This window comes from Arthrobacter sp. TJ-170 (genome assembly GCF_058269305.1).
The window spans coordinates 132,746-154,790 of sequence record NZ_JBZCNL010000001.1; the positions used below are offsets into that span (position 1 = coordinate 132,746).

Annotated in this window: 21 protein-coding genes and 1 pseudogene; 14 read left to right on the forward strand and 8 right to left on the reverse strand. The window is 61.4% G+C overall.

The window, feature by feature from the left end; genetic code table 11:
- The first annotated feature begins 2 nt into the window (after nt 1-2).
- The 7 genes from AC4D1W_RS00670 to AC4D1W_RS00700 all read left to right on the forward strand — a co-directional run bounded on the left by AC4D1W_RS00670 (nt 3) and on the right by AC4D1W_RS00700 (nt 5,612).
- Complete coding sequence (locus tag AC4D1W_RS00670; RefSeq protein WP_490897411.1) at nt 3-296, forward strand: DUF503 domain-containing protein; 294 nt, start codon at nt 3-5, stop codon at nt 294-296.
- A gap of 62 nt (nt 297-358) precedes the next feature.
- Nucleotides 359-619 carry a DUF1508 domain-containing protein gene (locus tag AC4D1W_RS00675; protein ID WP_490892197.1) on the forward strand — a complete coding sequence of 87 codons (261 nt, stop codon included), beginning with the start codon at nt 359-361 and terminating at the stop codon, nt 617-619.
- A gap of 24 nt (nt 620-643) precedes the next feature.
- The gene (locus AC4D1W_RS00680) at nt 644-1,369 is read left to right on the forward strand and encodes a triose-phosphate isomerase family protein (protein WP_490897412.1); all 726 of its coding nucleotides are present in this window, start codon (nt 644-646) and stop codon (nt 1,367-1,369) included.
- 27 nt (nt 1,370-1,396) lie between these two features.
- Entirely contained in the window at nt 1,397-2,446 is a 1,050-nt protein-coding gene (locus tag AC4D1W_RS00685; RefSeq protein WP_490897413.1) for a nucleoside hydrolase, read from the forward strand.
- A gap of 92 nt (nt 2,447-2,538) precedes the next feature.
- Entirely contained in the window at nt 2,539-3,396 is an 858-nt protein-coding gene (locus AC4D1W_RS00690) for an ECF transporter S component (protein WP_490897414.1), read from the forward strand.
- A 3-nt stretch (nt 3,397-3,399) separates the two neighbouring features.
- A complete protein-coding gene (locus AC4D1W_RS00695) occupies nt 3,400-4,155 on the forward strand; it encodes an energy-coupling factor transporter transmembrane component T (RefSeq protein WP_490897415.1) in 756 nt (251 codons plus the stop codon).
- Nucleotides 4,152-5,612, forward strand: coding sequence for an ABC transporter ATP-binding protein (locus tag AC4D1W_RS00700; RefSeq protein ID WP_490897416.1), 1,461 nt, complete (start codon nt 4,152-4,154; stop codon nt 5,610-5,612). The genes AC4D1W_RS00695 and AC4D1W_RS00700 overlap by 4 nt, the downstream gene beginning before the upstream one ends.
- A 639-nt stretch (nt 5,613-6,251) precedes the next feature.
- Here AC4D1W_RS00700 and AC4D1W_RS00705 read toward each other — a convergent pair.
- Nucleotides 6,252-7,148, reverse strand: a complete 897-nt coding sequence (locus AC4D1W_RS00705) for a hypothetical protein (RefSeq protein ID WP_490897417.1) — start codon at nt 7,146-7,148, stop codon at nt 6,252-6,254.
- Between the two features lie 1,713 nt (nt 7,149-8,861).
- Nucleotides 8,862-9,491 (reverse strand): NAD(P)H-dependent oxidoreductase, encoded by a 630-nt coding sequence (locus AC4D1W_RS00710; RefSeq protein ID WP_490897418.1) that lies wholly within the window; start codon nt 9,489-9,491, stop codon nt 8,862-8,864.
- Nucleotides 9,492-9,603: 112 nt separating this feature from the next.
- Between AC4D1W_RS00710 and AC4D1W_RS00715 the strand changes: the two genes are divergently transcribed.
- Nucleotides 9,604-10,239 (forward strand): TetR/AcrR family transcriptional regulator, encoded by a 636-nt coding sequence (locus AC4D1W_RS00715; RefSeq protein WP_490897419.1) that lies wholly within the window; start codon nt 9,604-9,606, stop codon nt 10,237-10,239.
- Nucleotides 10,240-10,569: 330 nt separating this feature from the next.
- A complete protein-coding gene (locus AC4D1W_RS00720; RefSeq protein ID WP_490897420.1) occupies nt 10,570-11,208 on the forward strand; it encodes a hypothetical protein in 639 nt (212 codons plus the stop codon).
- Between the two features lie 162 nt (nt 11,209-11,370).
- Here AC4D1W_RS00720 and AC4D1W_RS00725 read toward each other — a convergent pair whose 3' ends face one another.
- Together AC4D1W_RS00725 and AC4D1W_RS00730 are read right to left on the reverse strand one after the other, a co-directional pair.
- Nucleotides 11,371-11,673 carry a transcriptional regulator gene (locus tag AC4D1W_RS00725; RefSeq protein WP_490897421.1) on the reverse strand — a complete coding sequence of 101 codons (303 nt, stop codon included), beginning with the start codon at nt 11,671-11,673 and terminating at the stop codon, nt 11,371-11,373.
- Nucleotides 11,666-12,133, reverse strand: a complete 468-nt coding sequence (locus AC4D1W_RS00730; protein WP_490897422.1) for a hypothetical protein — start codon at nt 12,131-12,133, stop codon at nt 11,666-11,668. Before AC4D1W_RS00730 ends, AC4D1W_RS00725 begins: the two co-directional genes overlap by 8 nt.
- A gap of 209 nt (nt 12,134-12,342) precedes the next feature.
- On the opposite strand from AC4D1W_RS00730, the gene AC4D1W_RS00735 reads away from it, so the two are divergent.
- The 3 genes and pseudogenes from AC4D1W_RS00735 (at nt 12,343) to AC4D1W_RS00745 (ending at nt 16,347) form a co-directional block, all read left to right on the forward strand.
- On the forward strand, nt 12,343-13,068 hold the full coding sequence (locus tag AC4D1W_RS00735; protein WP_490897423.1) for an AAA family ATPase: 726 nt from the start codon (nt 12,343-12,345) through the stop codon (nt 13,066-13,068).
- 98 nt (nt 13,069-13,166) lie between these two features.
- Nucleotides 13,167-14,519, forward strand: a complete 1,353-nt coding sequence (locus AC4D1W_RS00740; RefSeq protein WP_490897424.1) for a hypothetical protein — start codon at nt 13,167-13,169, stop codon at nt 14,517-14,519.
- Nucleotides 14,520-15,392: 873 nt separating this feature from the next.
- Nucleotides 15,393-16,347 (forward strand): annotated as a pseudogene (locus AC4D1W_RS00745) (IS481 family transposase).
- A gap of 43 nt (nt 16,348-16,390) precedes the next feature.
- On the opposite strand, the gene AC4D1W_RS00750 reads toward AC4D1W_RS00745, so the two are convergent.
- The 4 genes from AC4D1W_RS00750 to AC4D1W_RS00765 all read right to left on the reverse strand — a co-directional run bounded on the left by AC4D1W_RS00750 (nt 16,391) and on the right by AC4D1W_RS00765 (nt 20,185).
- Nucleotides 16,391-16,786 (reverse strand): hypothetical protein, encoded by a 396-nt coding sequence (locus AC4D1W_RS00750; RefSeq protein ID WP_490897425.1) that lies wholly within the window; start codon nt 16,784-16,786, stop codon nt 16,391-16,393.
- Nucleotides 16,787-17,003: 217 nt separating this feature from the next.
- Complete coding sequence (locus tag AC4D1W_RS00755) at nt 17,004-17,279, reverse strand: hypothetical protein (RefSeq protein WP_490897426.1); 276 nt, start codon at nt 17,277-17,279, stop codon at nt 17,004-17,006.
- Nucleotides 17,280-17,468: 189 nt separating this feature from the next.
- The gene (locus AC4D1W_RS00760) at nt 17,469-18,884 is read right to left on the reverse strand and encodes a ferredoxin reductase (protein WP_490897427.1); all 1,416 of its coding nucleotides are present in this window, start codon (nt 18,882-18,884) and stop codon (nt 17,469-17,471) included.
- Complete coding sequence (locus tag AC4D1W_RS00765) at nt 18,881-20,185, reverse strand: aromatic ring-hydroxylating oxygenase subunit alpha (RefSeq protein ID WP_490897428.1); 1,305 nt, start codon at nt 20,183-20,185, stop codon at nt 18,881-18,883. The genes AC4D1W_RS00760 and AC4D1W_RS00765 overlap by 4 nt, the downstream gene beginning before the upstream one ends.
- 162 nt (nt 20,186-20,347) lie before the next feature.
- Between AC4D1W_RS00765 and AC4D1W_RS00770 the strand changes: the two genes are divergently transcribed.
- Nucleotides 20,348-21,280, forward strand: coding sequence for a LysR family transcriptional regulator (locus tag AC4D1W_RS00770; protein WP_490892207.1), 933 nt, complete (start codon nt 20,348-20,350; stop codon nt 21,278-21,280).
- A gap of 191 nt (nt 21,281-21,471) precedes the next feature.
- Nucleotides 21,472-21,987 carry a hypothetical protein gene (locus AC4D1W_RS00775; protein ID WP_490897429.1) on the forward strand — a complete coding sequence of 172 codons (516 nt, stop codon included), beginning with the start codon at nt 21,472-21,474 and terminating at the stop codon, nt 21,985-21,987.
- Nucleotides 21,988-22,045 lie beyond the last annotated feature (58 nt).

Consider the following 22,045-nt stretch of genomic DNA (forward strand, 5'->3'; position numbering starts at 1 on the left):
CCGTGTGGGTGGGATTCACCGAGTTCGACCTCCTGCTGGGCGACGTCCACTCCCTGAAGGGGAAGCGCTCGCTGATTCGGCCGCTCGTTGCTGAGGTGCGGCGACGCTTTGACGTCTCCGTGGCGGAAGTCGACTCCCAGGACCTGCACCGCCGCGCGATGGTTGGGGTAGGCCTTGTCTCGGGCGATCGCAGGCATGTTGTGGAGGTCCTCGATGCGGTTGAGCGATTCGTTGCGGCGCGCCCGGAGGTTGAACTCTTAAGTGCTCGTCGCCGAATCGTGACCGGCGACGACTAACCAAATTGCAAGCCAGCTTAGTATCATGGAGGGTCGAGACGTACTTACAGGGAGGTAAGAACATGTCTGGATTTTTCAAACTGGTAGACGCCCATGATCATGGGTACCGGCTGAAGCTTATGGCGGGTGATGGCACCCTGGTGGCTGTCTCCGCGTATTTCCCCACCAAGCAGGCGGCCGTCGAGGGAATCGACGCCATTCGCGAGATCGCTGGGACCGGACCGGTCATGGACCACACCCGCAGGAACTCCTCCGCCGTCCACGAATCCGACCGCTCTGAACACCCCGCACACGCGGCCGGAAAGAGGCGACTTTCAGCCTAAGTGTCGCGCGGACCAGAATCGTACATGATAACCATCGGCATCAGCACCAAGATGTACCTCGGCTACGCCGCCTCGTGCATCTGGCTCGAAGAGGTGGTGCGCATTGCGCAAGCCAGCCCGGCGGTACGGGACGGACACGTGGAACTGTTCGTGGCGCCGTCGTTCCCGGTGCTTGAGACTGCACTCCGGCTGACGCGGGATACACCCGTGAAAGTCGGAGTGCAGAACGCCAGCGATCGGGACACCGGCGCTCTGACCGGCGAGGTGAGCCCTGCGTTCCTTGCGGAGATGGGCGTGCAGCTCGTTGAGCTGGGCCACGCCGAACGACGCCGGCACTTCGGGGAGGATGACGGCGTGACGTCCGCGAAGGTAGCGGCTGCGCAGCGGAACGGGCTCACGCCGCTGCTGTGCGTCGGTGAGCTGGAGCGGACGTCAGTGGAGGACGCAGCCCAATTCTGTCTCGATCAGGTGGCGACGGCCGGTGTCAGCGCTGCGGGCCCGGCACCGATTCTTGCCTACGAGCCGGTGTGGGCCATCGGTGCTGCGGAACCGGCAGGGGCCGATCATGTGCGGGCAGTGGTGGCCCGGATGAAGGCTGAACTGCCCGACGGCGTCGCGGTGATTTACGGCGGTAGTGCCGGCCCTGGGTTGTTGCCGCGTCTGCGGCCTGAGGTGGATGGACTGTTCCTCGGGCGGTTCGCGCATGATCCGCGGAACCTCGAGCTCATCCTCGCGGAGTCGGCGAACTAGGAGGGGCCGGGTTGCTACGGTAAACGCATGACTGCCCAGCCCACACGGCTCCTCCTTGACGTCGACACCGGCATTGACGACGCCGTCGCCCTCCTCTACCTGCTGGGCGTGCCCGATGTGCACATTGAGGGGATTACCTGTACGGCCGGCAACGTATCTGCGCGTCAGGTTGCGGCGAACACCCTGGCTTTGCTTGAGCTGGCCGGGGTCACCGGCGTCGAGGTCGCCCTCGGCCGCGAAGTCCCGCTGGAGATTCCGCTGGTCACCACCGAGGAGACCCACGGCGACCAGGGGCTCGGGTATGCGGTACTGCCGCCGGCCAGGCAGGCTGTGTCCGGCCGGTCTGGAATTGACCTGTGGGTGGAGGCGGCCCGCGCGAATCCAGGGGAACTCACGGGGCTCGTCACCGGTCCCCTCACCAACCTGGCGCTCGCGATCCGGCAGGAACCAGACCTGCCGCACCTGCTCAAAGGGCTGGTAATTATGGGCGGATCCTTCAACTACCGCGGCAACACCACGCCCGTTGCGGAATGGAACACCCATGTTGACCCCCACGCCGCCCGCGAGGTCTACGCCGCGTACGATGGCGTGCCCACGGAGAAGCTGCCGATCATCTGCGCGCTGGAAACCACCGAGCGGATAGAGTGCCGGCCTGAGCACATCGAGCGGTTGGCAGCCGCCGCCGGAGTGCCGCCCGAATTGCTCCACACCGACGACGCCGACGGGTTGCGCAGTTCCTCATCGAACCCGGTCATCGCGTTCCTTTCCGACGCCCTTCGCTTCTACATGGAGTTCCACCGGCAGTACAACCAGGGCTACATCGCCCACCTTCACGATCTCTTCGCCGCAATGGTCGCCACGGGCGAGGCAAGCTACAGCGCCCGGGAAGCGCATGTGGACGTCGAAACGGAGTCAGCGTTGACGTTCGCGCAGACCGTGGGTGACTTTGCGGGATTCCGCAAGCTCCCGCCGAACGCCCGTGTGGTCACCGGTAATAACCCCGACGAAGTCTTCGAGTTGATGATCGAGCGAATTGCTTCCCTGGCCCGGAGGGTCGCTTCAGCCCAGGCCCGGTAGACTTGTGAGCTGCCGGTGGATCCCGCCGGCCTGCGCCGAGGTGACATGAGGTGCGCTCCCACGTAAATGCTTTACCGTGCGTAAGGAACGCCATGAATTCTTCCCTGACGCTGCCCTCCCAGGCCTCTGCGCCGTCGTCGCGCTGGATGCTCCTGGCTGCCGGCGCCGTAGTCATCGCAGCCACCTACCTGTACCTGGTTCTGGTCCAGCCCACCGAGATTGCCGGGGGAGCAGGATCGCCTGCCGGGCTGATCACCCTTGTGGGATTCCTCGGCGGCGGCGCCCTGCTGGTGGCCGGCATCCTGCCCGGGCTGAACACCCAGGCTGTGGTGCTGATGCCGATCGGTATTGCGCTGAACATCTCGTTCGGCCAGCTTGCCGGTACCCTCGGACTGCCGATCTACCTCGATGCGCTCGGCACGGTGCTCGTCGCCGTACTGGCCGGACCAGCTGCGGGCGCGGCGACCGGTGTGCTCAGCAACGCCATCTGGGGTCTGTTCAACCCGTTCGCCCTGCCGTTCGCGGCTGGTTCCGCGGCTATAGGCCTGCTTGCCGGTCTGGCTGCGCGGTGGGGTATGTTCCGCCGCATCTACCTGGTGCCGATCGCCGGCCTGCTGACCGGCGTCGTCGGTGGTCTGCTGGCTGCTCCCGTTGCTGCCTTCATGTTCGGTGCGGCCGGGACCATGGGCACGAACGCCATCGTGGCGGCCTTCCGTGCGATGGGCGACACCCTGCTGGTCGCCGCTACCAAGCAGGGGCTGACGTCGGACACGATCGACAAGCTCATCGTGTTCACGGTCGTGGCGTTGATTGTGTACGCGCTGCCGCGCCGCACCCGCGACGCCTTCCCGTTTGTGCGGCGCCACCGGGTGCTGCTCGGTCAGCCCTCGCCGACTGCCCAGTCCGCTGACGCAGGCGTACCGGGCGGAAGCACGGCCGGAAGGAAGTAAGGGTTGCGGTTCCGCCGCCGAATCTTCAACCCGCTCACCGAGCTGACCGTCGCCGGGCTGCTCGTTGTGCTGGTGCTTGTGGTCGACGACTGGCGTTTCTCGCTCCTGATCCTCCTGCTGGCGGTCCTCCCCGCGGCGGCATCGTCCGGGCGCGCAGAACGCATCGCGGTCGTCTTCGGAGTGCTGGTGGGGCCGATGCTCCTCTTTGTCCTGCTGCTCCACGGGCTCTTCTATCCCGAGGGCGACACCGTGTTGCTCGACCTCGGGATAGCCGCGGTCACCGCTGAGGGACTCCAGTTCGCGTTGTCCATGGGGACCCGCATCGCGGCTTTCGCCGGTTTGTTCCTCACCGCGGTGCTGTCCATGGACGTGTCCGAACTGCTGAGCACCCTCACCCATCGGGGTTGGAACCGCAAGCTGGTGTTCGTGCTGGGTGCAGCCCTGGGGCTCGCGCCGCTCGTGTCCGAAAGAGCCTCGCGGATCACGAGGGCCCAGCAGTCGCGCGGCCTCGTGGTTACCCGTAGCCCGCTGTCGAAGCTGCGGGCGCTCGTGATGGTGGGGCGGCCGCTTATCGCCGGGTTGCTGATGGACGCCGCCGACCGGACCCGCACCCTGGAGGCCCGCGGTTTCGCCGGGACCATGCCGCGCACCAGCTACCGCGCTGACACGGACACCGCAGCTCAACGGACAGTTCGCTGGGCGATGCTTGCCGTCGTCGTGCTCTTCAGTGCCTGGTGGTATCTGGGGAGGCTGGTGTGATTTCTCTTGATCTGCGTAGCTTCACGTACGACGACGGCGCGGGGCTGGCTGACATTTCCCTCACCGTTGGCGCGGGGGAGAGGGCACTGGTTGTCGGTGCTTCCGGTTCCGGGAAGAGCACCCTTGCGAGGGTGGTTGCGGGGCAGTTCGATAGCGGCCAGGGACATCGATTGGTCGGCTCCCTGACGGTCGCGGGGGAGCGTCTGGTTTTTGAGGGTTCGGACTCCGATCCGCGCATTGATCCTGCCGCGTGGGCTGCGCACGTAGGTTTCGTCGGGCAGCGGGCACACGCCCAGTTGTCGATGGTGTGCGCGACGGTCGCTGAGGAAATTGCCTTCGGTCTTGCCAACCGCGGCGTTTCGTCTGAGCAGATGCATCAGCTCGTGGAGCGTGCCGCCGAGCGGGTCGGCTTGAGTGATCTGCTCGAGCGGGATCCGCGGCGATTGTCCGGCGGGGAGCTCCAGCGCGTGTGTATTGCGGCCGCCGTCGTCGGTGGTCCCGGCCTTCTTGTGCTGGATGAGCCGTTCAAGGGGCTTGATGCTACCGGTCGCCGGGATATCGAGGCGCTGCTGAACGAGGTGGCGCAGAGTGGGACCGCTCTCCTGCAGTTCGAGCCGATGCTTCCGTCTGGTTTTGCTCCCGGGAGCCGGGTTCTGGTGCTTTCTGACGGCACTGCGGTCATTGACGGTGGGAGCGCGGCAGATCTGCGGCGGTACGGAGTAGGGACCGAAGGCACGATTTCAGATCCGGCTCCATCGGGTGCGCCGGCCGCGACCGGTGCGATGCCAGCCATTCGCCTCCGCGACCTCACCTTCGGTTATGGCACGGAGCCGGTTCTTTCGATAGCGGAACTGACCATTCTCCGCGGTGAGGCGCTGGCGGTGCTCGGTCCGAACGGGTCAGGTAAGTCGACGCTCCTCCAGCACCTGAACGGACTGCTGCAGCCGTCGGCTGGCATGGTGCACGTGGACGGGCAGGACATTTATGGTCGAGTCACGGGGTCTCTTGCTGCGAGCGTCGGCTACCTCTTTCAGGACAGTGACCAGCAACTCTTCGAGCGCACGGTGCTGCGGGAGGTGTCGTACGGACCGCGAGCGGCCGGGAAATCGGCGAAGGAAGCGAGGCAGCTCTCGCTAGGGGCTTTGAACGACGTCGTGCTCGCGGATGTCGTCGACGCTCATCCGCACGATCTCTGCTTCCGCGACCGGAGACTCCTCGCGCTGGCATCGCTGATGGCGAGGGGACCTGACATTTGGGTGCTCGATGAGCCGACGGTGGGCCTGGATCTACGCGGACGGGACGTCTTGGCGAGTCTCATCCGGCGCCATGTAGGTGGTGACGGAACCCTGGTGATGGCGACGCATGACGAGGCTTTCGCTGAGGCTGTCTGTTCGCGTGCAATCAGGCTCGATGGGGGAGTGGTTGCTGATAGTGGCAAGCCCGCCGACGAGACCTGAATCGGCCACGAACCTACGGCGAGGAATTTGAAAGCAAGCCCTTTGAAGACGATCGTGGGAGTCTCCGCGACCGGCTCGGGGGATGGTTCAGGTGACGGCTCGGGGCTCGGTCGCGCAGCCTGCAAGAAGGGTGGCGATCACGGCGAGGGTGATGACGGATGGCAGCTTGGACAAGGGCGTACTTTCGTAAAGAAGTGGATGGGAACTGGCGGAGATCGCCTTGGCAAGAACGCTGCAGTGCTGCATCCCCACAGCGGACGCTACCGCCTAATATGATTCGCTGACAATAGCGGACGAACAGTCGTTTGTTTTGCGCCGCCAGATGGCCGAGGTTAAGCACTGCACCAACCCCGAGCATGACTTTTCCCCGAACGATGAATGCGAAATTCTCATTGACGCGGCCGACTAGGACAGCGAGGATGACCTGCCCGACCGCGGTAACGACGACAACCGAGAACAGTGGCGGGCGGCTGGCCGACACCGCCTGCCTGGTGGCCCTGAACGAGGAGATCCATGCCCTGTACCCGAAAACCGCCTGAGGCCACAGCACTGCCGGACCACCTCACCCGACGCTCCTCCCCGGGCCGCCTCCCAGACCCTAAGGGGTCGTCCGGCGGGCGACCCCTTTCCTGTGTCCTTCTACTGGCTGTATCGGCGGGGGCTTTCGGTTCCAGCAATGGTGTAACTGTTCCAGCCGGTTCCCACGTGATCGCGGGAAGTCCAGCTACCGCTCGTGAAGCCGTAGTGGTAGAGAACGCCCTGGTTGGTTCGAGCGAGAAGACCGGTGTGGGTGAATATAGCGGGGCAATCACAGATCATGTGCCCGCTTGAATATCCGGTGATCGCGACGACTTCGTTCATGGCGTTCCAACCTTTGCCAACCGCCGTTCCCTGATCTCCGGTGAAGTTCCCATCACCGTCCGTTTTGTACAGGAGCATGCTTCCTGCCGTGGCGTGCTGGGCAAGAATGTCGGCTGCGCCATCGCTATCGAAGTCAGTCAAGTGGTGTTCCAGGGGAGCCCCCCATCCACGGCCTTCGGCTATCCGGGGGGCCAACGTGGTTCCGGAAGGGTTCGGGTAGTTGTACAGGATTCCGGTCTCGAGGTTGGCGGCGATGATGGATGGGTATTGATCCGTCATCTTCCATTGGCCGACCTCGATGTCGTATGCACCCCAGCCAGTTCCGATAGTCATGCGGGTGAATCCGCCGGTCTTTGCTCCGTAGTAGAGGTAGAGGTTTCCGTTATCGCCAACGGCAAGGATGTCCTGAATGTAGTCCTGGTTCCAGTCGGTGATCTTGAGATCCCTGATGGAGTTCCAGCCGGTGCCGACCTGCCGGCGGTACCAGCTGCCGTCTGGGCGAGCGGTATATGTCCAGAGCGTCCCGCTGGCGTCGTATGCTACGAGATCGGCTGAGGTGATGGAAGGAGTAACCGTGTGAGGCGTCGGCTCAGCTTGCGCCGGAAGAGCAGTGAAGGAGGTGGAAAGGACAAGGGCGGAAAGCAGCCCTACCCAAATTTTGGACATCAATGTCATTGAGAGTTCCCCCGAAGCCGTGAAGTGGATGAACCTCATTCTTCCGGTTCTATTCGTCCTGCATACCTCGCACCGGTACCGATTCAGTAACGGCGGGATAGATTTGCTAACGCTGGTCGGTGAAGTGTCGGTGGCATGCCGTACACATGTGCGCTATGGAATTCCTCGCCGGGATGGCCCCACGCTCTGCGAGATCTGCTCCGCTTCGACCCTGAGTTCCCGGGCGCGGAGTGGGTTCTTCTTCTAGAACGAGTCTCTATCGTGTGCAGGGTTTCGCGATGCGATTTCCGTCTGGCTTGACCAGGCACGTAGCAAAAGGAACCGCATTTAGCGCTGTTCTTCTTCTTAACCTGCAGGGGGTCCGTCAGGCTTGCTGGTTCAGAGCTTTGCGGGCCAGTTCGGAGAGGACGGCCATTTTCCCGTGGCATTCCCCTTTGAGAGTTGAATTGGTACTGGCGTCCAAATACCAACCCAGCCGATCGTAAGTGTGGACCTTCACAACGCTGCCCATTGCGGTTCCCTCTAGACCGACTGTCATTCCGACCGGAACGCTTCGACGCCCCCAGGGCAGCATTGTGCCCCAAATGCGGAGAAAGAAATTTGACCCGGTATGCACAGTTACCCTGTTCTGTTCGGACTGAGGCTTGCAGCCATTGCTCTTCAGATGGTCCGTGAGGATTTGAAGAGCTTCCGCGGGAGTCCAAGGAACGGTGAACGATTCAGTTGCTTCATAGATTGCTTCCATTCCGGCTATCTTCCTAGTCCCAGGTTTACGAATCGGACGCGTCATAGTTTTGGCGTCTTATCGGCGAATCCTACTGGGCAGTACCCTACTCCGGGCTCGAAAGCGAGCCGCAGGTGACATGGACCAAAATCTGGACCGGCCGGCGCTCGGCTAATGTACTCCGTGGTCGCCCGTATCCTTGAACGTTTCGTCGAATTGGCAGCTCTCATCGAGTCAAAGCTAAATGATTTGAACTTCGGAGAAACTCCGGTCTGTACTTTTGCAGACCATTACAGCAGAACTTGAACTTGCGCCCGCTCCCATACTCACATTCTCGATATGCCCCTTCTGCAACTTGGACTGCAAGATGGCTTGAGCGACATGGCTAGAAGGACCGTTCATCCAACTGATTCCCTCCCTACAGACAAAGAGCTCGTGGTCGAATGCAGCGGTGTAGGTTGATCCGTTGAGGACGGCAAGGGAGTATTCGCTTAAGAAATATCGAAGGCCGTGCTCAATTGCGCGGACGATTTGCGCTTCCCTATTCGGCCCGGGTCCGGACCCAAACATCCCGCGGACGTTAGATCCAGCCGCAATATCCCGTGGAGAAAACCGCTCAGAGTACTGCAGTGGATCATCTATGAGTTTCTCCATTAGTTCTAGCTTCAACTGATCGATCCTCGCCGAATTCGTGTATAGCGGTCCCGGGCAGCGTAAAAAGTTCCTCACCGGAGCGAGGAGGCAGGAACTGGTCGATGACGTCCAAGATGGAGCCTGATGATTCGCGCATCGGCTCTCGTTCCCCTTGGATTGCCGAAACTGCTCATATGAGTTCTTGCCCACTGTAGCGATACCGGTTGAGAGGAGCGCGGGTAGGGATTGGCTTATGAACTCACAGCATGGGTCATGTTCCTGCCGCCGGGACTAAGAAAGGAGTTGGTGATTCGAGATAGTTGAGGAGTTCTTGGCCGCAAAGCGTTCTTCAATTGTTAGGGCTTGGAGGAGGACGCAGCACTCAACGGTCTCTGGCTCACTCCCATCGCGATGTCCCTGGCGAGCGAGCTCACATCATCGGAGATTACGGACGGCCCCTTTGTCTCGGAATCATAGAAATAAGTGGTTGATCCACGTCTGGCCCCGCAGAAGTCTATGACCCCATGCTCGATCTGTGTGCTGATCGATGCTCGGAAGCCGTGCCGCTCATACGCATTAGCATCACTTCCCGCGATGGGAACGAGGTGAATAGACAACCGGCCCAACTTCGGCTTCAACGAACTCCCCTCGGGCTGTTCAAACGCCCATCCACTGACGAAGACACGGTCTATCCAACCCTTAAGCAGCGCAGGCATCGACCACCAATAGACCGGGAAGACCAAGATAAGGTGATCAACCCGATCGATTCGCTCCTGCTCAACAACTACATCGACTGGCAACCGTGTCACCCGCTGGTATGACGAGCGGTCGTCCTTAGTGAACCGCGGATCGAACTTCTCCGCTGCAAGGTCTGCCACTTCACTCGAGATCCCGTGAAAAGCGAAGGCGCCTTGCAGCTCCTTCGCCACATAATGGGTCAACGAGTTCTGGTCCGGATTGGCAATCACGATCAGCGCTTTGGCCACAAAATCTCCTGGTGAAATAAGAAAAAGGACCTACCGATCCTGAGCTAGCAAAAGTAGGTTACCAGCAGTAGGCTACTATTGGTAGGTAGATCTTCGTGAGAGGAGGCTAGTCATGGCGTTAGTAAAGATGCGCAAGGATGAACGTCGGGAACAGCTATTGACGGTTGCCTGGTCAGTCCTCGACGTCGGTGGAGCCGATTCCCTGACTCTTGGCCGTCTCGCTGAGCGAGCTGGCATCACCAAACCCGTTGTGTACGACCACTTCGCCTCACGTTCTGCCCTGCTTATAGCCATGTACCGTGAGTTCGACGCTCTGCAGACGCAAAAGCTCGAGCGGGCTCTTGCGGACGCCGAGCGCACTGTGCGCGGTCAGGCAACGGCGATTGCTCAATCTCACGTGGCGTGTGTCGGAGCGCACGGACGCGAATTAGCGGGCATCCTCGGTGCGCTCGAAGGATCCCCCGACCTGGAACAGCTTAAGCGTGATACTGAGGCGGCCTACATCGACCTATGCCGGAATGCTCTGAACCCCTTCTCGGCAACCGGCAGGGTTCCAACCGCTTCCATGATTGCGATCGTCGGAGCTGCGGAGGCACTGTCTCAAGCCGCCGCGCGCCAGTCCCTTCCAACCGAAGAAGCCATCGCCGGGCTCATCAACGTCATCATCATGATTCTCGAGGCAGGATCACCCCCCATCCCGCAGCCGCCGCCTAGCGGCGCACGCACGCTTGCGGGTCGGCGTCAGTGAGGTGACACGCTCTAAAGTGATTAGATAACGCTCGGCTGTTTCAGGCAGCGCTTCCAGAGTTCCGATGGCAGAGACGTGTACGGCGCAAGTGCAATCCCTGACCGCCGTTGGCGAAACGACAAATGGGCCGCCCCAAACGAGGTTGCCTAGGCCGTCGGAATTGCAGCTTCACCCGGCCAAGAGGAGAAGGACAGCCGAGAGGAACTCACTGCGGTTCGTCGAGCCTGCTTACTGGGCTTAGCCTCTTCGCATGTAATCTGCGAAGAATAAGGGACATCAGAGGGGAATGAATTGAAGAAGTCCTTGGTCCTGTTTGGGCTCATTGTATCTTTGAGTGCAACCGCCTGCGCCACTGGGCCGCCAATCGCCGGCTCCCCGACGGCGCCGACCGCCGTTTCATCCCAAGCCGCTTCCCAGCAGCCCGGTGGTAATGCTGGAGGGTCGGCTGCCAGTGACATAGTCGCGGTCGAAGGCGCAAACTCCCTGGAACTTGGAAATTGGCGAGAGTCGGCGAAAACCATTCAAGGTGGGGCACCTGTCTACTCGGACAATGTTGACGGATCCGTCCTCGCCTTTGAGGATTTCTGGTCCACCGCAATCGAAGAGGTGGATCAGCGCGTCGATGACACTATCCAGGCCGGCCTCGATCAAACTCATATCCCGAACGCCCACGCGTACATCGACATTGAAGCCCTGGGAGCTGACAAGCATCAGCATCTCCTCGATGAAAACGCCCAGGCCATCACCGGTCTGGCAGTTGAGGACCTCGGGTTGAAGGTGGCGAGGGACGGAATTCAGAAGGACGCCGACGGCTCTGTGACCATCAGTGATCAGAACGTCTACATCGACCTCGATGGCGAATACCTCCAGAACGACCCCTTTGGGCAGGAGCTCTACAAGCTGAAGCGGAACGCCGACGGCGTGTGGCAAATCGTGGACTTCACCTCGACCGGTGAGTTTGGAAGCTAGCAGCCGCGAAGAGCCGCTAACTTCCTCACCAATTCCTGGGCCGTCCTTTCCGCTTTCAACTTCGCAAGCGCATTTGCATCGAGTGTGCGATGAGGGATTCCGCATACAGGCAACGGGGAATGCGAGGTCTGCGGTCAGAGGGAACACCTCGCTGGCATGGAACTAGATGGCGCCGGCTATTTCCCGAAGTGCCCTTATATGCGCATCGAAAGCTGACTTACCTGCACCGGAGAGCGACAACCACATGACCCGACGCGCATCACCACGGTCCGCCGACGCGGTCTTATCAGAGACAACATATCCAGCCACGATCAACGTCTTCACGTGTTTGGACAGTGTGGCGTCTGACACTTCCAGTGCGGTCCGGAGAACCGCAAAGTCGAGTCGGTCGACGGGGCGGAGAAGTCCACAGATCCGCAGCCGTAGCGGAGCGTGTATGACTTCATCGAAGTGCGCCTCATCCACGGCGGAGTTCTCGGGCTGCGGAACGATAGGCCACTCCAGTCAGCCACGTCGTGAGGGTGAACGCCATGATGCTGGTGAGGGTGACGGCCCAGTGCAGGCCGACGGACACCAGACCCAGAGACATGCTGAACAGCGCTAGGCAGCTGAGGACGATTCCAATCAAGGCAAGTCCGGCCTGCAACCCCATGCGCCCGAATCGGATACCGGTTTCTCGCTGGATCAGATAGATGATTACGAGCACTATGGCCAGGGCAAGCCCACCTATCGCTGGCGGTTCGTAGGTCTCGCCGGGAGACGTCGCAGCAGCTGTGCTGACCCACCACGCAGCCACACCTCCAAAACCAGCAAGGAGCGACCAGGGAACCCGGATGCCTTCCGCAAGACGGTCGCGGTCCGCTGCGAGCCCGTGCAGTGCATTTATTGCCTCGTTGCGCGAGGGCCCTTGAGAGTCAGTTTCCATGATGGAAAGACTAATGGATTGTTTCCATCACGGCAAGTAACTGGTGACTTGTATCGGACGTCCGCGGGCCCAGTAACTCCAACGTTTGTTGTGCCGTGCATCCAATGTGACTGGGGCGGGTGGACTTCCGTAGGCCGATCGATTTGGACAGTCGAACGCGGAGCGCGCACTGTCAGGGTGCTGAGTAGAGCGCCTGCGAGAATGGGCCCATGCCTCTCCACAAGTATCCAATCCGGCGGTTGGCTGAGGACCCTGGGAATGTTCTTGACCGTGGACGATGGCCGGCGACCCTGCCACCCGTCGCTCAACTGCTTGACGACGGCCTCGATTTGACGTCGGCCACCATTCTGGTCGGCGAGAACGGGTCAGGGAAATCGACGCTCGTGGAAGCCATTGCGCTGGCCTACGGTTTGTCTCCCGAAGGCGGATCAACAGGTGCGCGGCACACCACTAGGTCCAGCGAGTCCGTACTCGCCGACCACCTGCAGCTCGTCAGGAATGCCGGCACCACCAGGCGGGGATACTTCTTGCGCGCGGAAACCATGCATGGCTTTTTCACCTACCTTGAAGCCAATCCCCGCCCTCCCGACCGGCCGGATATCCCGTTCCACGAAATGTCCCATGGCGAGTCATTCCTAGAACTGGCTGCCGATCGCTTCCGAGGGCACGGATTGTGGGTTCTCGATGAACCGGAATCCGCACTGTCCTTCACCGGCTGCCTCACTCTCCTTGCAGTACTGAAGGACCTCTTAGCCCAAGGGGACTCCCAAGTCATCATGTCAACACACTCACCACTCCTAGCGGCTCTCCCAGGCGCGCGGATCCTCGAAGTGGGCCCATGGGGTTTGCGGGACCGCCACTGGGAAGACCTTGATCTCGTTACAAATTGGCGGTCGTTCCTGGACGCGCCTCAAAGATACCTACGGCACATCTAACTCGTCATCGAAGAGCTCAAGTTTGAGCCTGCTCGTTGAGGGATCGGTACTGGCGTTGGTCCGGACGTGTTGAGCGGGTGCCGTTGTAGCGTTGACCCGTGTCGACGCCCCGGAACCCGCTCATGCCTCTCGGTGCCGTCGTGATTGGTAGGACCGTGATCGTGCCGGACGCGGAAAGGCCCGTCGCAGCGATTGTCGACGAGGATCGGACCGTCAGGTGGGTCACCTGGCCTGACGCTCCGTTGCCGGACCGTGCGATCGGCGAGGTGCAACTCTTGCCCACGTCGAGAGGGACGTGGGTGATCTACCAGGCTGAAGATACAGAAAGCATCGATTATCTGGTGCAGCGCACGGCGGTTTTCGTCACCCCGAGTGGGGTTAAGGCGGCGTGCGATCTAGGGCAGGGCCGGCCGGTGGGTGTTGATGCCGACGCTCTGTGGGTGGGTGATCCACGGGACGCTTCGGCATGGATGGAAACGCCCGGTTCCGCAAAGACCGCGAGGGCGAACGCGGAGGACCTCAATGCCGAGGGTTTGGAGTGGGTTCCGGCGGAACCATTCTGGCCCGGCGAAGCTGGGGGTGAGGGAACGGCACCGATCTCGGGGGTAACGCGTAGTGACGCGGGCAGCACAAGCGATGGAGGGCAACGGACCGAGTATCCGATCCATGCCGGCGCTGTTCCCGATGATGACACTCCTGGGGGTGAGACGGGCCCGCCATCGTCGACTCCTGCGACCGAGCTCGTGCGGATCGGCACTGACGGTGAAAGGACCGTGATTCAGGTTGATCACCTCGTGCACCGAGTAGATGTCGCCCGGGACACTCTGACGCTCCAGTATTTTCCTACCGGACCGCGGCAGGTTCCACTCGATGGCGGTCTCGGATGGGATGTTGTGTACGAACCCAAGCAGGTCGTTATCGACATCGCAGATGGGTTGCCCGAGAAAATCGAGACCGAGCAGCTACCGTCGAAACCTGCACCTCCGGACGACGAGGAAGAGTGGGAACAAGAATATGGGCGGCAACAGGGTGCCGCCGCTCGGTGGCAGGATCGCCTCGAGCTGGACGGCGTTCGAGGCGCTGCATGGCCCCTGCATAACATCGGCGAGGAAGCGCGCATCGGCGCTATCTCCAAACGCCGGGAGCAGTTTGAGACTCTCGCGAAACCCAACATCGTGTGGACGAATGACCATCAGTCACTCCGCCTCTGGCGCAGTGACTACCGGAACGTAAGCGTCACGGTAGAAGGAACCTGGCCGGCTACCGAGATCGTCGTGTCGTTCGAGCACATCACGGTGCCGAACCTTCGCCTGCGCAGACGCTACCGCGTATTCAACGATGCCGGGCGTTCGCGCGAATGGGCGTACGCCACCGTTCACCTCGACGAGGATCTCCACACCCGGAACATCCCGCCCCGATCCGCCGCAGTCAACGGCGTTCTCGACATCTAGGACCAGCTGAGAACCAGCACGGAGAGGGATCCGCTCAGTGACGCACTGAACTCCGGCGCGAGAAGGATTCTTGGTTGCTTCCTCGCTTAGCGGTCGGATCCTCGACTTCGCAGGTAGTATCCGAAGGATGATGACCTCCGCCAGCGAATCAATTTTGCGGTGAGCAACCGAACCGGGCTTTTCCTCGCGGCGTTTGCTCTAGCCGCTCTCACCACGGCTTGTTCAGCGTTGGGTACCAATGGGCCACTTACAGTGGGAGGCGAATCAGAAACATGTACGCCTACCCCCGATGAAGGGTTCGCAGCGTTTGGCGAAGTAGTCACTAATGATTTGGCGAAGTAGTCACTAATGACGGGGATACAGATTTGGTCCTCTCCGGCGCAAACCTGATCACGTCACGAGGTCTTCAGCATGAGGAAAGCTACATCATGCTAATCGAGGAAACGGCCGACAGGGATTCCGGTGCAGTACTCGGAACTGCCAGCACCATTCCCGCTAGCCCAGCCGAGACTGAAGCCTGGGAACGGCGAGAGATTCTCGAGAACTTCACACTGAGACCAGGAGAATCCGCAAACGTCATAGTTACTCTGAGCCTTTCCAGCCCGGCGACCGATGGAGAAGCCAAGGGTATTCGGATGACGTATGCAGACGGCAGTCGCGACTTCACTGCTGACATAACGAACAAAATCCTACTTGCTGCTGATGAAAGCTGCGCATAGCGCGAGACCCGCCCGAGAAAGGGTACGGTGAGGGATCACACCGGAGCTAGCTGTACCCGGCCAGGACATTGGTAGCGGCGAGTCTGGTTGAACTAGGGAGAACCTCCGAGTGGGATGTGGCTTGTCTAAGGCCCACTCCAACTCGGAGGTTCTCGTGTTCCACCGTAACGCCCGTCTGACTGTCCATGGCCGCAAGCTGATCATCGAGCGGCACCAGGCCGGATGGAAGCAGGCCCACATCGCCGCGGCGATGGGCATCTCCCGCAAGTGTGTCAGGACCTGGATCCTCCGGTACGGGGCCGATGGCGAGACCGGTCTGGAAACTCGGTCTTCACGGCCGCACACGGTGCCCACCCGGACTGCGCCCGAGGTGGAGCAGAAGGTCCTGGCTGCCCGGGCCGAACACCGGCAGGGCCCGGACCTGCTCGGATCGAAGACCGGTGTCCCGGCCAGGACGGTTTCCCGGATACTGCGCCGGCACGCGGTGCCCCGCCTGCGCGAGTGCGACCCGATGACCGGCGATGTCATCCGTTCCTCGAAGTCCACCGCGGTCCGCTACGAGCGCGCCCGGCCCGGCGAGCTGGTCCACATGGACGTCAAGAAGCTCGGCCGGATCCCCGACGGCGGGGGCTGGCGCGTTCACGGCCGGGCGATTCCACGCGACCGTGTCAGCGGACCCGGATACGACTACATCCATTCCCTGGTCGATGATCATTCCCGCCTCGCCTACAGCGAGGTGCTGCCCGACGAGAAGGGCTCCAGCTGCGCGGGCTTCCTCGAGCGCGCGATCACCTACTTCGCCGCTCGCGATCACCCGGATCGAGCGGTTGATGACCGACAACGCCTGGGCCTACCGATACTCCCTGCGGGCGCTCTGCGCCGAGCACGGCATCACCCAAAAGTTCATCAGACCCCACTGCCCATGGCAGAACGGCAAGGTCGAGAGGCTGAACCGTACCCTGGCCACCGAGTGGGCCTACCGCCAGGCCTACACCAGCAACAACCAACGAACAGCTGCGCTTGCGCCATGGCTCGAGCACTACAACACTGAACGCAGTCACAGCGCACTCGGAGGCAAACCACCGATCAGCCGACTAGCACCAACTTGATGGCCGGGTACAGCTAGCTGCTGTGGCAGCAAGGTGGCTGCTATCAGTTTCCCGGCGCTGGATGATTGGCGGTGCGGATCGATATGGAAGCCACGATTACGCCGCAGAAAGCCACACCGATGGCAGCCAACGAGAAGTAATGTGCAAATGCGAGCAAGGTGTACGACGCGTACGCGAATAGGGCCACGGCAACCACACCGACTACTGATGCCAGTGTCATCACGGTCCGCCGTCGGGGTGAAGGGTTAGCACCCTGGACCTGCTCGGATGAGTTCATGAGGACTGCTACGGCGATCTGTATGCCGAATGCCAAGGCGACCAGTGTCATCAGGACCGCCACCCAAGGAGACGGAGACGTCTGCGAGAAGTAGCCGACCACAAGCATCAGGACGATGCTTCCTAACAGCGGTTCTGTTCGAACATTGCTAATTGTGGCCATGACGCCATGCTAACTAGTTCCCGAGCGGGCGCAGTCCGGTGGCCCGCAGCGGGAAGCGAGGGGAATCAGTCCATGAGGTAGATAGTTGCCACCGGTATCTCAAGAGTGGACTTCGGGAACGCAGGCAAAACCGTGGAGGGAACGGACACAGTGTCCGCTCCCTCCACGTGAGCGTGGTGTCTTCACCCGCCTCTCACACTTGGGCAAGCGCCTAAGGTCAGTGGTGTCCGGCTTCCGTTGTGCCGAACATCAGGGTGCGGCGCGGAACGTCGTAGTACACGGTCTCCGCTGAAGAGAGCAAGTCCTGAAGATTATCGGCGTCATCGGCGTCGATAGTGAGAACTTCCTCCCAGGCTCCCTGGTCAAGGACCAGTTGCAGAGTCCATGATCCGGGCTGGCCCGGATCGCCGGCTACCCAGCTGAACTGATAGTGGCTGAGCTGCCGGACTTTGATGCTGTCGTCGGTGACGGGCTGATTCAGATTCGGTGCCATGGTGATGAGTTCCTCCTTGCACGACCCACCGGGGCGGTGGGTGCTGTGGCCTGTTCTGACAGATACCGGAAGGGTCCGTTCATAGTGCTGTGGAAAGAATCGGGCTCACCCGGATGCTCCTAAAGTAGTGCCCGCAACAACGGCGGTAAACACCCTTGATGCTGTCCGCCTTAGAGCAGGTGGAAGAGGCTAGGCATCGATCACCAAATCGGTGCGCGCAGTAGAGCAGCAGGGCAGGAACTTGCCTGCATCGATTTCCCGTGCTCGGATCCCGCCCTGGTGGTTCATCTCGACCTCGCCGGCAAGCTTCACTACCTTGCAGGAGCCGCACATGCCTTCCTTGCAGTTCGCGCTGATCCTGACGCCCGCACGCTGGGCGACCCCGAGGATGTGTTCGGTGGGGTCGATGCGCACGTTGATGCCTGTGCGCATGAAGGACAGGGTGAGGTCTCCCGTTCCGACCGTGTCGAAGCCCGAAGCATCAGGGGACACGGCCTCCGGCCCCGCGGCCGAACTGCCGTCGGCGGCTTCGGAATAGGGCGCGTCCGAGTCCACGGTTTCCAGCGGCATCCCCGTGGCCTCAAGGGGCCCCCCGGCGTTATAGCTGGGCTCGTAGAGCCCGAACGCTGTGGGCTGGCTTTCATAGTAGTCCTCGGCGGAATCAGCGATTTCTTCAGCGATTTCCTCTGCAATGTCCACCGCAAGCGCGACTTCCGCCTGATATTCAAGGATCGTCTGGCGGTTTCCAGTGAAGAATTCCATGTAGATGGAGGTGTCGTCGACGCCGACCTTCCGCAGGAGCTCGGTGGCGGTGTTCAGGTAGCCCTGGGGGCCGCAAGCATAGACCTGGCGGCCGTTGGCATCGGGGGCAACCTCGTCGAGCATGGCCGCCGTCAGCCTTCCGCTGAGCCAATCCCACTTTTCGGGTTTACTGCGGTCGCCCAGCGCGTAGAAGACCTTGACTCGCGAGTCCACCGAGGCAATGTAGGCCAGCTCCTGGTGGAAGGCAAACCCTCCAGCCTCCGCTCCGTGGTAGAGCACTACGACATCGGCCGTTCCGGGCAGGGAATGGATGGTCCGCACCATCGACATGATTGGTGTGATGCCTGCGCCGGCGGCCAACAAGAGGTACCGTGCCCGGCGGTCGGCATCGGGCAGGTGGAATGCCCCGACCGGTCCGAGCATCTCGAGGACGGTGCCGGGCTTGATGTTCTCGTGCACCCACGGTGAGACGAGCCCAGTGGAGTCTCGTTTTACTGTGATGTCGAAGGTCCACGGCTGCGTGGGCGAACTGGACAGCGAGTAGCTGCGGTCCACCGGATCCTGGTCCTCGCCGTTCACGGGAAAAGCGACGTTCACGTACTGGCCCGCACGGAACGCGAGGGGCGCACCGTCGCAGCGGCGGAACACGAAGGTCATCATCCCGCCCACCTCGGGAACGATCTCGACACATTCGGCCATAAACTCCTGCGGATGCCAAGGGCCCAACGCGTGGGCGGCGCGGGCTGGTCCCTCGCTGCTGCCCATCACCCTGTTCCACGGCATCTCAAGACCGCGGATGCGCTGTGGCTCCAGGATCGCCGTCTCCGTGCCGAGTTCAATCATGCCAAGTGCTCCTGCACACGCTTCACGTACCAGTTGATGAACGCCTCGACCTGGTATTCGCTCTTCATGTACGGGCCGGGCTCATAGGCGGGGCTGCTGGCGCCCTTCTGGCACAGCTCCACAAACGCCTTGTCCTGCAGATTGGTCTGCTTCCAGGTGTAGGTGAGCTTCTCCAAGTCGTAGTCGACACCTTCCTCGGCGTCGTCAGCTACCAGCCAGGTGGTGCGTACCAGCGTCTGGTGTTCGTTGACAGGGAAGGCGCCGAACGTGATGACGTGGTCCCCCTGGAAATGGAACCAGCTGTTGGGCTGCAGGTGCATCGAGCAGCGGCCAAGGCGGAAGTCCCGCAAGTCACCCAGCAACTTCTTGGAGAGCCTGCGCCCATCGGGGGAGAACGATTCGCCTTCACCGTCGAGCGATTCCCGTGAGATGCGGATTCCGGCTACGCGCGTGTCAAGCTCCTCGACGACCTCGTAGGGAAGGCCATAGCGGCGGCAACGCTCCTCGAGCGAGGACTGCGCTTCCTTGTTGCGGTCCCACACTTCCTCGAGATGGGCCGGGATCAGCCCCTCCGTCAGGCCCCAGGTGGGAAAGAGAGAACAGGCGAGCTCCGGGTGGCCGTCGCAGTGGTAGCACTCACGGTTGTTCTCCATGACGAGCTTCCAATTGCCCTCTTCGATGATGTTCTGCTGGTAGGCGATTTTCGTCTTCGACAGATCGTGGGGCGCGAGGTAAGGCTCGAAGATCTTAGAAGTTTCGTCGAAATCCGCCGGCGGTTCATCCGCAATGCAGACGAAGATGAGTCCGGCGACCATGCGGCTGTGGGCGCGCTTGAGGCCGAAGCAGCCCTTGTCGAACTTCGTTTCCCCAGGTGCCGAGGCGTGGATCAGATTGCCGTCGGGCGAGTAGGTCCAAGAGTGGTAGCCGCAGACCAGGTTTCCCGTTGTCCCCGCGGGTTCGGTCAGGACGCGAGCGCCGCGGTGGCGGCACACGTTGTGCAGGACGTTCACGCCGCCGTCGTCATTATGCAGCACGATCAGGGAGTAGGGCCCGTAGTCGACGGTGACGTAGTCGCCCGGCTCCGGGAGCTCGGCGATGCTGGCTGCAAAGATCCAGTGCTGGCCAAAGATTGCCTGCATGTCGACGTTGAAGATTGTCGGATCGGTGTAGAAGGGGGCATCGAGGGAGTATCCCACGCGCCGGAAATTGAACAACTCGGTGATTTCCGCTAGCTGCTCGGCAGGCAAGGATGAAGCGAGCTTCCCTCGTGAATTGAGGGGCACGTTCACTGGAGCGGACATCTGTTTCCTCCGGGATGGATGGGTAAGTATGGGATACGTGGAGATCACGGCCTGGTGGAGTCCAACCGGCGTGTTAGCGAAATCACTGTACTCATAAGATTAGGGACGTTTGGGCTGCAGTAAAAGCGCAAGATTTCGGAGATAACAGTGCATCATTAGTGCATGATCGATCCACGGCTCATAACACTTCGGGTGTTTGCCCGGTGCGGCACTGTTGGAGCAACCGCGCAGCTCACGGGTTATTCTCCCTCGGCCGTCTCCGCGCAACTGCGGGAACTCCAGCGCATGCTTGGAATGCAGTTGCTGACGAAGGATGGCCGGGGTGTCCGACTGACCGCCACGGGCCGCTTTCTTGTGGAGGGCTCGGACACACTCATTGCGGAATGGGAGAGCCTACGGGCCGCGGCCATGGAGGCCGGCGACCAGGTGCAGTCCCGTTTTGGCCTTGGCGGATTCTCCACGGCGGCCGCTCAACTGCTCGCTCCGCTGGCCGCCACCCTGCACGCAACACGCCCTCTGCTTGAGGTGCAGGTACTCGAGGCCAACCCGGCCCGCTGCTTCGACTTGTTGGTCGCCGAGCGAATCGACCTCGCGGTCATCGTCGCCATGCAATCCGATACCTATGTTGAGGACGATCCGCGCTTCGAGCAGACCGTTCTCCTCGACGATCCCCTGGACGTAATCATTCCCTCCGACCATCCGTTGGCATCGCGGGAAACGGTGACGCTCCCAGAGTTGGCGTCGGAACCCTGGATTACCGAGGCCGCAGGTTCCACCTACCATTCCCTATTCACTGCGGCGTTCACGGCAGTCGGGGTGACACCGCGGATCGCCCACGAGGCCGTTGAATGGGAAACGCAGATCGCCTTCGTTGGTGCGGGGCTGGGCGTGGGCCTGCTGCCACGACTGGCGCCCCTGCATGGTGCCGAAAACGTGGTTCGACTGCGCATTACTGGCAAGGGGAAGCCCGCGCGCCGCATCGTCGCTGCCGTGCGCAGGGGTAGCATCACATCGCCCCTGATTAAGGAGTCGCTCGGCATCCTGCAAGTCAGCGCCAAACGGATCCTCACCGCCCGACCCGAAGACAATCACTGAAATCTCCTGGGCTGGATCCGTTGCAGACGGGTGCGGCGGAGTCAGTGTGAGGGTTCAAGTTGGCGCCGATCAAGTGGTGTGGAGCGATTTTCGCCACGACGGTCTGCCCGCTTCTTAAGACGGAGCGGAGAACTTCGATGACGATGACGTAATCACCTCGGTCGGAACGCTTGGTAGGTAGGATCCGGGGAATGATGATCTCCTACCCGTACTGGCTCCGGTTTCGCGGCCAAAGGCTCGGCGTTGTATGGCAGACCGATGATGGAACCGGCCAAGTCGAAGGAGATACCGACTGCGTGCTTGTCAATGACGGTCGCATAGTTTCCGTGCGCAGCCCGGAGGGGTTCGCGACCGTGGCGCAGCATTACGGTTTGCAACTGGAGGAGGGGAGTGACGAACCTCAGAACCTGGATGGACTGGAACGGCTGCTGGAGTTGCCGGCATCCGATGGGATCTGCACGGAATTACTCAACGCGTGGAACCTGTTCAACGACATCGCCCGCAGCGTCGGTGCGTCCCTAGACGACAGCGGACCAGAAGCATCCAAGTGCTACGACAAGCTCTTCTATGGCACCAACCTGGAAAATATCACCCCCGTTGGCGAGCGCTACAGCCCAGAATTCACGGATGAAGAGCGTATCCTCGTCGCGGAGATCCTCAACCGTGGACGGACCATTTTGGCCGCTCGCGTCAAGAAGCGCGACTAAGCCTCAGGGCTCAGCTGTCGTTGAACCCCCGTTGGTGACGGTCCGAAGGATGGAAAGC